Source organism: Lacipirellula limnantheis (assembly GCF_007746075.1).
Lineage (GTDB): Bacteria > Planctomycetota > Planctomycetia > Pirellulales > Lacipirellulaceae > Lacipirellula > Lacipirellula limnantheis.
In genome coordinates, this window is record NZ_CP036339.1 from 1675681 (window position 1) to 1687611 (window position 11931).

8 protein-coding genes are annotated in these 11931 nt (G+C 63.7%); 5 read left to right on the forward strand and 3 right to left on the reverse strand.

Annotated elements, in window-relative coordinates:
* Positions 1-192: 192 nt before the first annotated feature.
* Both I41_RS06425 and I41_RS06430 read right to left on the reverse strand, forming a co-directional pair.
* Positions 193-1137 carry a ribose-phosphate diphosphokinase gene (locus I41_RS06425; RefSeq protein WP_145431763.1) on the reverse strand — a complete coding sequence of 315 codons (945 nt, stop codon included), beginning with the start codon at positions 1135-1137 and terminating at the stop codon, positions 193-195.
* An 80-nt stretch (positions 1138-1217) separates the two neighbouring features.
* The gene (locus I41_RS06430; protein WP_145431764.1) at positions 1218-1961 is read right to left on the reverse strand and encodes a sugar phosphate nucleotidyltransferase; all 744 of its coding nucleotides are present in this window, start codon (positions 1959-1961) and stop codon (positions 1218-1220) included.
* A gap of 205 nt (positions 1962-2166) precedes the next feature.
* On the opposite strand from I41_RS06430, the gene argB reads away from it, so the two are divergent.
* From argB to rph, 4 genes are all read left to right on the forward strand, one after another.
* A complete protein-coding gene (argB, locus tag I41_RS06435; protein ID WP_145431765.1) occupies positions 2167-3063 on the forward strand; it encodes an acetylglutamate kinase in 897 nt (298 codons plus the stop codon).
* Positions 3064-3206: 143 nt separating this feature from the next.
* Entirely contained in the window at positions 3207-4415 is a 1209-nt protein-coding gene (locus I41_RS06440; protein ID WP_145431766.1) for an aspartate aminotransferase family protein, read from the forward strand.
* A gap of 67 nt (positions 4416-4482) precedes the next feature.
* Positions 4483-5400: an ornithine carbamoyltransferase gene (gene argF / locus I41_RS06445; protein WP_145431767.1), complete on the forward strand. Its 918-nt coding sequence runs from the start codon at positions 4483-4485 to the stop codon at positions 5398-5400.
* A 145-nt stretch (positions 5401-5545) separates the two neighbouring features.
* Positions 5546-6256 carry a ribonuclease PH gene (gene rph / locus I41_RS06450; protein ID WP_145431768.1) on the forward strand — a complete coding sequence of 237 codons (711 nt, stop codon included), beginning with the start codon at positions 5546-5548 and terminating at the stop codon, positions 6254-6256.
* A gap of 48 nt (positions 6257-6304) precedes the next feature.
* On the opposite strand, the gene I41_RS28230 is transcribed toward rph, so the two are convergent.
* Positions 6305-10471 (reverse strand): VWA domain-containing protein, encoded by a 4167-nt coding sequence (locus tag I41_RS28230; protein WP_145431769.1) that lies wholly within the window; start codon positions 10469-10471, stop codon positions 6305-6307.
* Positions 10472-10916: 445 nt separating this feature from the next.
* Between I41_RS28230 and I41_RS06460 the strand changes: the two genes are divergently transcribed.
* Entirely contained in the window at positions 10917-11807 is an 891-nt protein-coding gene (locus I41_RS06460; RefSeq protein ID WP_145431770.1) for a TerC family protein, read from the forward strand.
* Positions 11808-11931: the final 124 nt, after the last annotated feature.

The window sequence follows — 11931 nt, forward strand, 5'->3', positions numbered from 1 at the left end:
TGAAGTCGTCCGGAACTTGATGCGTCAGAAATTAGTCGCCAGTTGATTATTGAACCCTCGCAAATACTATATGTCAAGGTGCATGTTTTTCGGGTGCAGTTTCAAGTGTCGGGGCTGGCCCGCCGCGAGCGGGCGGGGCTAAATGGGAGTTGTGGCTTGGGGAGCGGCGTCACGAGACGACGGACGCGTGCGCTATTTGAACAACCCGCTCACCGATTCGTTGCGGTGGATGCGTTTGATCGCTTCGCCGAGGAGCGGGGCGACGCTCAGGACCCGCGTGTTCGGCGGCATTTGGTCGGCCCGTTGCGGGATCGAGTTGGTGCAGATGAGGCTCGCGAGGTTCGCTTCGCGGAGGTTGTTCATCGCGTTGCCGCAGAGGACGGCGTGCGAGACGCCGACGTGAATTTCCTTGACGCCGTTTTCGTGGAGGACGTTGGCGGCGCCTTTGATCGAGCCGGCCGTGCTGATCATGTCGTCGAACATCAGGGCGACTTTGCCGGCGACGGGGCCACCGAGGATGTTGGCCTGGATCGTTTTCTCGGCGCTCATTCGGCGCTTGTCGATGATGGCGACCGAGCCGCCGATGCGCTTGGCGTGGCCGAGGGCGCGCTTGATGCTCCCTTCGTCGGGACTGACGATGACGATCTCTTCCATCGGAATGCCGAGGCTGAGGAAGTATTCGTTCAGCACCGGGGCGGCGTAGAGGTGATCGACGGGCACGTCGAAGAAGCCCTGGATCTGGGCGGCGTGGAGATCCATCGTCAGCACGCGGTCGGCGCCGGCGCGGGTGATCAGGTTCGCCACGAGCTTCGCGGTGATGGGGACGCGGCCTTCGTCCTTGCGGTCTTGGCGGGCGTAGCCGAAGTAGGGCATCACCGCGGTGATGCGTTCGGCGCTGGCCCGTTTGCAGCTGTCGATCATCACGAGCAGCTGGAAGAGGTTGTCGTTGACCGGCGGGCAGGTCGGCTGCAGCAAGTAGACGTCGCGGCCGCGGATGTCCTCGTTGATTTTGCACGAGGTTTCGCCGTCGGGGAAATTGCCGAGCGAAATGTCGCCGAGCGGCACGCCCAAGTACTCGCAAATCTGTTGGCTGAGGGCCCGATTTGCCTTGCCGCTGAAGATTTTGAGGTCGGTCATGGGGGAGTTGCGAGTTGCGAGCTTTGAGTTGCGAGGAATAAAGGGAAGCCGCTAGCTCAAAGCTTGCGACTCGTCATTCGCTACGCGCCACTCATGACTTTTTCCACTTGGGCGAGTTCTTCAGGGCTATTGATGCTGAGGGCCTCGCGCGGCTTCAGCACGTTGAGGGCGGCGACTGGCTTGCCGGCGGCGAGGAGAATCGCCGGGCAGTCGGTAATGTAATATTCTCGCTGGGAATTGTCGGTCCGCAACTGGTCGAGAGCGTCAAGCAGATCGCTGGCGCTAAACACATAGGTGCTGACGTTGATTTCCTTGACTGCGCGCTGCTCGGGCGTGGCGTCTTTCTCTTCGACGATGGCGGTGAAATCGCCCGCAGCATTGCGAATGATGCGGCCGTAGCCCGTAGGATCGTCGCGCCGAACGGTCCCCAGCAGGCAGGCTGCCTGCCGTGCCGTTGACTCTGCGATGAGGGCAGCGACGGAGTCGGCCTGCAGCATCGGCGAATCGCCCGCCACGACGACCACGGGTCCGTCGTGCGCGGCAAGCTGCTGGCGGCACATCATGACGGCGTGGCCGGTGCCAAGCTGCTCGGTTTGATCGGCGAACTCGACGCCGGGGAGGCCGGCGAGTTCGGCTCGCACGAGGTCGGCGCGGTAGCCGACGACGACCACGATCCGCTCGACGCCGGCTGAACGCAAGGCGTCGATGACGTAGCGAATCATCGGCCGGCCGGCGACGGGGACGAGAACCTTCGGGAGTTCGGACTTCATGCGCGTCCCCTTGCCGGCGGCTAAGACGATCGCCATGGCAGCGGGAGCGGGCATTTTGGAATGTTCCGGTGAAAAAGCGGGCGGATCCGTCGCGAGACGCCTATCTTGGCAGACGCTCGGCCCGCGGGCCAGTGGCCTTAGCGCAGAGGAATCTCCGCCGTTAGCGCGGCGTTCAGATTCCCTTTCGCCAGGGCGCTTTTGGTCTTAGAATACGGGATTCCGGCCATGTTTTCCTCCCGCACAGGGTAACGAGCGAGACGTGCAAGACGCGATTGAGAAAGCCGACGTTCTGATCGAGGCGATGGGCTGGATTCGCCAGTTTCGCGACAAGATTACCGTGATCAAGCTCGGCGGCAGCGTCATGGAGGACCCCGACGCGCTGGGGAATCTGTTGGTCGACATCGTGTTCATGGAGACGGTCGGCATGCGGCCGATCGTGGTTCACGGCGGCGGGGCGGCGATAACGCGGGCGATGGCGGAGGCGAATCTCGAGTCGCGGTTCATTCAGGGCCGCCGCTACACCGACGAGGCGACGCTGGGGATTGTCGAGCGGGTGCTGGCGGGAGAGATCAACGAATCGATCGCGGAGCGGATCGAGGCCTACGGCGGCAGGGCCATGCCGCTGAACTTCGTCGGCGAGACCAACAACAACGTCCTTTTCGGCGAGCGGCTAACGCTGCCGAACAAGGAGGGGGGCGAGCCGATTGACCTCGGGTACGTCGGCCACGTGACGCGGGTCGACCGAGAGATTCTCGACAATCTGTGTTACGCCGGGCAGGTGCCGGTGATTCCGTCGATGTGCGAGACCGAGACGGGGGAGCGGCTGAACGTAAACGCCGACACTGCGGCCACGGCCGTCGCCCAGGCGGTGGGCGCCGAGAAGCTGATCTTTCTGAGCGACGTCAACGGCGTGCGGCGGGATAAAAACGACCCGGAATCGCTGATCCACTCCCTGACGGCCGACGAGGCCCGGCGACTGATCGCCGATGGCAGCATCGAGGCCGGCATGATTCCGAAGGTGGAGGGGTGTCTGGAGACGCTCAGCAAGGGCGTGCGGAAGATCCACATCATCGACGGCCGGCTGCGGCACTCGCTGCTGTTGGAAATCTATACCAATCGGGGCGTAGGGACGGAACTGGTCGCCGAACCTGCGTGAGGGGCGGGGCGTCTGATTCGCGTTACCGGTTCGTTGCATTTCAAATCACAAAAGAATTTCACGCAAAGGCGCGAAGGCGCAAAGAATTTTGCCCTCGATTTCCTTTGCGCCTTCGCGCCTTTGCGTGAGAAAATTAAATCGCCATGAGCACCGCCGCTGCCGCTACGAAAATGTCGCCCGAGACGGCGGCGCTGTTTGAGCAGTACGTCATTCCCAACTACAAGCGGTTTCCGCTGTCGCTCGTGCGCGGCGAGGGGTCGTGGGTATGGGATGACCAGGGGCGGAAGTATCTCGACTTCTTCCCGGGGTGGGGGTGTAACCTGCTCGGACATTGTCCGCCGGCCGTGGTGCGGGCGGTGCAGGAACAGGTCGCGGAACTGATCCATGTGCCGAACACTTGGCACATGGAAGCCCAGGGGCGGTGGGCGAAGCTATTGAGCGAGCGGAGCTTCGGCGGGCAGGCGTTCTTCTGCAATTCCGGCACGGAGGCGAACGAGGCCGCGATCAAGCTGGCACGGCTCCACGCGCCGAAGGAACGTTATAAGATCATCACGTTCGAAGGGGGCTTCCACGGCCGGACCTATGCGGCGGTGAGCGCCACGGCGCAGCCGAAGTATCACGAGGGAATCGAGCCGCTCGTGCCTGGATTCGTCTATGCTCCGTTCGGCGACCTCGACGCGGTGCGGGCGAAGGTCGATCGCGAGACGGCGGCGATCATGGTCGAGCCGATTCAGGGCGAAGGGGGGATCCGGATCCCGCCGGCGGGGTTTCTCGAGGGGCTGCGGAAGATCGCCGATGAGAACGGCCTGCTGCTGATTTTCGACGAAGTGCAGGCAGGGTGCGGACGGACGGGGAAGTGGTTTGCATACCAGAATTTCGGCGTGGAGCCAGACGTGATGACGCTGGCGAAGAGCCTGTGCGGCGGCGTCGCGGGCGGCGCGATGCTGGCGACGAAAGAAGTCGCCGCGAGCCTGCGGCCGGGGATGCACGCGGCGACGTTCGGCGGCAATCCGCTCGCGGCGCGGGCCGGGATCGCGACGATCGAGACGATCGAACAAGACAACTTGCTAGCGGCCGCCGGGAAGCTGGGGGGCGTGTTCCGCGAGTTGCTGGAGCCGCTCGTGGCCGAACTGCCGTATGTGCGAGAGTTCCGGCAGTTGGGGCTGATGATCGGCGTTGAGCTGACGGTCGACGCAACGCCGCTCGTGCAGGCGTGCATGGATCGGGGGCTGCTGATTAACGTCACCCAGGGAAACGTCATCCGGCTGCTGCCGGCGCTTACCTCCAGCGAGGCGGAAGTTCGGGAAGGTTGCGCCACGCTGGTCGAGGCGATCCGCAGCTTCAAGCCGTAATCCAATCCAATCGCGCCGCGCCGAGCAGGCGCGGCGATTTTGTTTTTCTGTGGAAAAGAGCGTTGCCATGAGACACCTACTGAACGTCTCCGACTTGAGCACTGAGGAGATCCTGCGGATCTTCGCCCTGAGCGCTGATCTGAAGGCGAAGTTCCGTGCGGGGGTGCGCGAGCCGCTGCTGCCGGGGCGGGTCATGGCGCTGGTGTTCGAAAAGCAATCGCTGCGGACGCGGGTGAGCTTTCAATCGGCGATGACGCACCTCGGCGGCGCAAGCATGATGCTGGGCGACGACGCCGGTTTCGGCAAGCGCGAAAGCATCGCCGATTTCACGCGCGTGCTGAGCGAGATGGTCGACGTCATCGTCTTGCGGACGAAGCTTCATCAGACGGTCGTCGACGCCGCGAAGTATTCCAGCTGCTCGGTGATTAACGGGCTGACCGACCAGTCTCATCCGTGCCAGGCATTGGCGGACTTGTTCACGATTCGCGAAACGGTCGGCACGCTCGAAGGGCAGAAGCTCGCCTGGGTCGGCGACGCGAACAACGTGGCCCGCAGCCTGGCGATGGCGTGCGGACTGCTGGGGGTCGAGTTTGCCGTGGCGTCGCCGCGGGGGTATGACTTTGACGACGCGTTCGTTGCGAAGCTCCATGCGAAGGCGCCGGCCGTGAAGTTCCTGGTGACGCGCGACCCGGTCGAGGCGGTGCGCGGCGCCGCGGCGGTCTACACCGACGTCTGGGCGAGCATGGGACAAGAAGCGGAAGAGGCGCAGCGGCGGCGGGATTTCGCCGACTATCAGGTAAACGGGAAGCTGATGGCGGCCGCGGGGCCAACTGCTCGGTTCATGCATTGCCTCCCCGCGAAGCGCGGCGAAGAGGTGACCGACGAGGTGATGGATGGGCCGTACAGCATCATCGTCGAGCAGGCGGCCAATCGGATGCATGTGCAGAAAGGCGTGCTCGCTTGGCTGTTGGGGGCTCAGAGCTGAGGGTTTGCGCCTCCGTCGTCGCCTTGAGAATGCGAACTCAAACGTACTTCGGACTGCTCGCTTAAGCGACCAGTCCGGCGCTTCGCGTGGGCTCTTTAGCTCAGAAGCTGATTAACCGTAACTACTACTGAAATTTCATACGCCCATGACGACACCCTCTCGCTCCGCCGATGCACTTCGCGCCTGGTCGATTGAACCGGCCCCCTACGGCGCCGCGCCGGGAAGGATCATTGTGAAGGCGGGGCGGACCACCGTCCTGTGTACGGCGAGCATCGAAGAGAGCGTGCCGCCCTGGATGAAGGGGCAGGGCAAGGGGTGGGTGACCGCCGAATACAACATGCTTCCCGGCAGCACGGCGCCGCGGAAGGGACGGGAGCGGGGGCCGAAGATCGACGGGCGGACGACGGAAATTCAGCGACTGATCGGTCGCAGCCTACGGGCGATCGTGAACCTTGAGGCGCTGGGCGAACGGTCGGTCGCCATCGACTGCGACGTGTTGGAGGCCGACGGGGGGACGCGGACGGCGTCGATCACCGGAGCCTACGTGGCGCTGGTGCAAGCCCTGCGCTCGACGCCGTCGTTCAGCGGGGGCGAGCCGCTGCCGGTTTCGGATAGCATCGCCGCCGTGAGCGTCGGCATGGTGGATGGGAGGCCGACGCTCGATCTGGACTATGCGCAGGACTTCGCCGCGGCAGTCGACATGAACGTCGTGATGACCGGAGCCGGCCGCTACGTCGAATTGCAAGGCACGGGCGAAGAAGCGACATTCGACGCCGAGCAACTGGCCGCGATGTTGGCGCTGGCGCACCTCGGCATCGCCGAACTCACGGCGCTGCAGCGGAACGTCCTCGCCTGACGAGGTAATTTACAACCAGACGGTGCGCAATCCGCGGTTGGCCAACGACTAAAAGTCGACGAAGTCGATGAAGTCGTCAAATACCCCGCCTCCTCCGCCTCCTCCGCCGCCTCCGCCGTCGGCTGTGTCGGTGTTGTCCCCATTGTCGGTGTTGTCATCCGTTTGTTCGGACGATCCAGCGAAGGTGAACGTGGTGACGTTACCGATACCGGAGAACTGCGGAGCGGCACTAATGCGGACGTACCGACGATCGGCTGAAACGACGGCGGTTGAAATCATCGACGTGCCTTCCGGCAGTGAGATGATGACCGGCTGATAGCCGACCGCCCCGCCCCGGGCGAACGCGAGCTGACGGCGCAAACCGAAGGGATCGTTCTCGCTGAAACGCCCTGGCTGCTGCAGCGAAGGACTGGCAATGGAGCCGAGTTGCTGGGCCAAGACGGCTTGCGAAATCGCCTGCTGCCGATCGACCGAAGCGACCAGCTGCTGAGCTTCGACGGGATCGTTGCGACGACCCTGTTCTAGGTCGAAGACGACCATCGCGTCATCGTCGCTGTTGACGGCAACATGCTGACGTTGGTGCTGCTCGTTCTTCGTGCGGTAGTTTTTGTAGACGTCGACCGTGACGCGGTCGGCGACGACGTCGCCCCAGACTTTGCGGATGCGAACGCGGTACTCGCCGGCGAAGCCTTGCGGACAGACGTAAGTTTCGCTGAAGGAACCGGCTTTGTCGTTCTTCTCGAAGTCGGCGTAGGAGTCGCCGAGCACGACCCCGCCGCCGGCGCTACGGGGCTCGCGGAGGGAGCAGACGGCGCCGCTTGGTTCCTCGACCACGAGGTCGACGTCGGCGTCGCCGGACCACGAGATTTTCACGACGCAATCGCGGACAAGCGCTTCGTCCAACTCGCGACGGAACTGGTCGACGGCCGCCTTGTCGCCGGCCGCTTCAAGTTCAGCCAGCGTCGCCTGGGCGATGCGCATGGCGGAGTTGCGCAGTTCTTGCTGCTCGGTGGGCCAGGCCTGCTTGATGATGCCGACCGCGGCCCAGCGAATGCCGTCAGCGTCTTTGGCGCGCTGCGCCGCTCGCAGGCCGAGGGCGTAGGCGTCCTGCTCCAGGGGCGCCACCTTGGCGACCTGGCGATAGACCTCGACGGCGCGGCGATCGAGCCCGATGTGCGAGAGATAGCGCGCAATCAACATCAGCTCTTGGGGATTGGTGCTAAAGTCGCAGGCCGACATGATGGCGCGCTCGATCTCGGCCTTCGGGCGGCCGTCGAGTTCCAGGGCGATGCCGAGCGACTCGTACATCCAGGGTTGCGGCTGCCCATGGGCGAGGGCCGCCTGGATCAATGCAATGGCGTGGTCGTAGTGTTGCTGCTTGATCAACAACTTCACGGCGCGGCGGACGACCGCTTCGTCCTGTTGCTGTTCGCTGAAGTACTTTGACCAGAAGACCTCGGGAGCGGCCGACGGATCGATCTCAATTCCAGGGACCTTCGGGGCTGCCAATGTCGCGGCCGAGGAGGTCGCGGGCACGGACGCGCTGGAAGGGGGCGCCGACTTGCTGGTTTCGCCGACGGTGGCCGGTTTGACGGAAACGTCGTCGGGAACGGCGAAGAATCCGCCGCCGCCGCCGCCGCCGCCGCCCATGCCGCCGCCACCCATGCCGCCGCCGCCCATACCGCCCATGCCGCCGCCACCCATGCCGCCGCCGCCCATGCCGCCGCCGCCACCGCCCATGCCGCCGCCCATCATGCCGCCGCCGCCGCCCATGCCGCCCAGGTTAATAATGGGGAGCACGAGGTCAGCGACCGGATAGACGCGCACTTGAAGGCGTTTTTCAGCTTCTTCCTGGGTGGTGATCAGGAGGACTTCGTTGTCGACGATATAGGTGAGATCGCCCTCGCCGGCACTCTTGAGCATCAGCTCGAGCGCCGACTTGAGCGTGACGTTGCCAATGGAGAAGTTGATTTCGACTTCGGGGCTCGACGCAACGGCGTCGAGGGCCGCCGTGTCGATAACGATGGGAATGCTGTAGTCCTCGGACAGGACCTGGGTGACCTGGTTGAGCGGCGTGGCGACGAACTCCAGCGGCGCCCGCAATGGCTGGCGGAGCGCCCCGTAGATGCGACGTTCGGCTTCGCCTTCGCTCTTCAAATCGACGTTGTAGCGGTCCTTCCGGCGCTTGGTCAGCTCTTCCCAGACAGGGGCGTCGGGATAGACGATGGGCGGATTGTCGGGGAAGGGGATATGCGACAGTTCGATCTGGAACATGGCGTCCCAGGCGGCGTTATGGCGAGCGGAACGAGTTACTTGCTGCAAGTAATCGTGACGCTTGTGGCGAGCCCACAAGGCGGCGACCCGCGGGGTGACGCCATTGGGGTCAATCTCTTCCACGATGGCGGCTACCTCTTCGGCTTCGACGTAGCGGCGCTCGTCCATCAAGGCGTTGAAGCGGTCCATCAACTGCTTCTCGCGTTCGATGCGTCGAGTTAGTTGCGCGTCGAGGAATTTTTGGTCGCGAGCGGCAGCCAGTTCCTCCTCCTGAAGACGATCGAGCTCGTCTTTCAGCGAGGCTTTGCGGGTCGCTTCCCGGAGAGCGATCGACAGCTTGTCTTCGAGCGCCGCCCGGGTCGCGGGATCGAGTTCGGCGGCCCGCCGGATGTTTTCGAGGGAGAGCTTCAACTCCTGAATCGCGATTTGCGGTTCCGCCGCCATCCGCTCGCGGGCGTCGATGACGGTGTTGGCGACCTCGGCTTCGAGCATTTGCGAGAAGGCGCGGCGTTCCTGCTCGACTTCATCAAGGAAGGTTCCGTCGGGACCGCGGCGTTCCAGCAGGCCTGGCTCGGCAGGCGGAATTGGATCGGCGGCAACGGCTTTGTTCAGGATAATGTCGCCGCCTACGGGGGCGTTCGCCGCGGGGGCCGGCGTCGCGGTCGCGGCGCCGGCGGGAATTGACTCGCCGCCGGTCGGGGCCTTTTGGATCGCCGTTTGAACCGTACGCGCCTGGACGTTGCCGGGGTCGCGACGCAGGACGGCGTCGATGATCTGCAATGCCCCTTCGCGATCGCCGGTAGCGACCGCTTGCTGAGCGAGCACCGTCAAGTCATCGGATTGAGCGCCCATCAAGCGGGCGATTTCCATCAGACCTGCCGTCCCCAGCGTCGGCAACGAGAGCCCGCCGTTGCGGCTGGCGCCGTCGACGATTGCTGCCAAGTAAGCATTGTCGTTGCTAGCCGGCGTGGGTTCGACCTTCCAAGCGAAATTGACTGCTTTGCCGTCGTTGCCGACCGCCGTGACTTGGACTTCAACCGGCTGGGAAATCTCAGCGGGCGTACGTCCAACGATCACGGTGTCACGATCCGCGCGGAGCGGCGGAAACGCCGTGGGATAGGCCTGGCCGAGGGTGCTGGGGAGTTGAGCCTTCGTAGGCCAGGCGACGGCGCCGCGAGACCACGAGGCCAGATTCTTGCCGACGGCCTGGGCGTGGCGCGCGTTCTCTTCCCGGGCGCGGGCGTCGTCGACGCCGGCAGGTTCGTCCTGCCAGACGAGCGGCTCGGCGACGTAGAGGTTTCCGCCCGTTTGATTGGCGAGTACGGCGAGCAGTTCCGCATCGACCTGCGGGCCAATGGCGTAGCTCGACAGCGGCGCGCGAGCGGCGCGGAGCTTCTCAACAAGCGGACCCATGGTGGGGGCGTCGAGAAGGTTGGCCATGCTCGCGCCGTCGCCGATGTACAGAATCGCGCGGTTGGCGGACTTCGCCGCGTCGAACTTGTTGATGGCCGCGTTGAGGCCGGCTGCCAAGTCGGTGGAACCGAGCGGCGCCTGGTCGCCGAGCGTCGCAATGGCTTTCGCGACGGCGGCATCGCTGCCGGCGACGAATTCGTCGGTCACGTCGCGCGCATCGAGATCGACGGCGACGATCTGCAGGCGATCGTTCGGACGCAGATCAGCGGCGAGCGATTTGAGCGCTTCGAGGGCCGTTTCGCGGTAGGCGCCTTGCTGACTGGCGGAGGTGTCGAACAGGACAACGACATCCACAGAGTCAACTTCCTTGCTGGCCATCTCGGGGGCAAGGCTCACCGCGTAAGAGGTTTCGTCCCCTTGGCGAAAGGCGGTGAGGCGTGCGGACTCCGCGGCGTGAGTAGTCGCGACGAGCGCGAGCGCGGCGGCGAGGCCCAAATTGGCTGTCCAGGTCCAACGAAAAGTGCGCATGGGAAACGCTCCCTCAAAAAAAACTTCTGCCCAAGGGCACGCCGTGTTCCGATCGGCGACCGCTCTGGAGCAGTTTCTGCTGTGTTAACGTCTCGAAAATCTGCTTCACACTGCTTCGTTAGACGCCGCGAGACGAGCGACGTGACAACGTTTGGCGCGCACCGACGCGCTCCCGTCGAAGGACTGTAAACCCCCCGGCACTATCAGTTTAAGCTGGTCGGTCCGAGGTCGCCACAAGAAATTGGGCAGAATAGGTCGACCCGATCGCTCCGGCGGGCCGAGCGATGGCCAATTTGACGTTCGATAGGGGCCCTGACCCGAAAAATACACAAAACTAGCGCCGCCGGACGGCAAAAGCCGTTGGACTTCCCCAATGGCGACTGGCCTGGATAATGCTCGATTCGCCCCCAGCCCGATTGGACGAGTTTAGCTACCGAGTCGATGGATGTTCATGATTCTCGCCGACCTCAACATTTACGGCCAATCCATTGCCTGGGGGGATCTGGCCATCGTCGGATTGCTGGTGCTCCTCGAAGGGGCCTTGTCGATTGACAACGCCCTTGTCTTGGGGCTGTTGGCGAAGCGATTGCCTAAGGAGCAGCAGAAAAAGGCGCTCACTTACGGGCTGGTGGGAGCGTTCGCGTTCCGCTTCATCGCGGTGTTCACGGCGACGTGGCTCATCGAATGGCGGATCGTGAAGCTCATCGGCGGCGGCTACCTCGCCTACATCGCGATCAAGCACATGTTCTTCGAAGCCGGCGAGGATGACGGCGAAGTCCACTTCTCGGCCAGCGGCGAACCGACACTGCTTCATGAAGTGACCGGCCGCCAGCTGACCGAGGCGGAAGAGGTCGAGGAAATTGAGCAGCGGGCGCCGCTGCCCGTACCGGAAGCGGCTAAATCGGCGAAAACCGCGAAGTTCTGGCCAACGGTCGTCGTGATTGAATTGACGGACATTGCGTTTGCGGTCGATTCGATTCTGGCCGCGATCGGCGTCCTGCCGGCAAAACCTGCCGATCATCCCGTCGATCAGGTCCATCCAAAGTTGTGGGTCGTGATCGTCGGCGGCCTGTTGGGCGTCATTTTGATGCGATTTGCGGCCGTAATTTTCATCAAGCTGCTGGAGCGGTTCCCGCGTTTCTCGACGGCGGCCTATTGGCTGGTGCTCGTCATTGGGGCCAAGCTATTGATCGATTGGGGCTTTAACTCGAAGGAGCATCCCCACACCATCGATTTCCATTCGCCGAGCGCCCTGGAATTCTGGTTATTTTGGGGTGCGATGGCGGTGAGCTTTGCGATTGGGTTTATCCCCAAGAAGCAAGCCCCGAAGGCCTAAGGCTGGCGGCAGCAGGCCGCAACTCTGCTGGCCCCGGCGGGATCGGCGGGCTTCTGATCGCCGCTTGGCAGAGGCGAACGCGCTTCGGTAAAAATCGTGCTCCTGGGGCCATCGGGCCCTGGGA

What these genes read in the sequence shown, in the direction of transcription:
- I41_RS06425 (WP_145431763.1), bottom strand. Translation starts at nt 1,137, where the DNA reads ATGACCGACCTCAAAATCTTCAGCGGCAAGGCAAATCGGGCCCTCAGC.
- I41_RS06430 (WP_145431764.1), bottom strand. Translation starts at nt 1,961, where the DNA reads ATGCCCGCTCCCGCTGCCATGGCGATCGTCTTAGCCGCCGGCAAGGGG.
- I41_RS06440 (WP_145431766.1), top strand. Translation starts at nt 3,207, where the DNA reads ATGAGCACCGCCGCTGCCGCTACGAAAATGTCGCCCGAGACGGCGGCG.
- argF (WP_145431767.1), top strand. Translation starts at nt 4,483, where the DNA reads ATGAGACACCTACTGAACGTCTCCGACTTGAGCACTGAGGAGATCCTG.
- rph (WP_145431768.1), top strand. Translation starts at nt 5,546, where the DNA reads ATGACGACACCCTCTCGCTCCGCCGATGCACTTCGCGCCTGGTCGATT.
- I41_RS28230 (WP_145431769.1), bottom strand. Translation starts at nt 10,471, where the DNA reads ATGCGCACTTTTCGTTGGACCTGGACAGCCAATTTGGGCCTCGCCGCC.
- I41_RS06460 (WP_145431770.1), top strand. Translation starts at nt 10,917, where the DNA reads ATGTTCATGATTCTCGCCGACCTCAACATTTACGGCCAATCCATTGCC.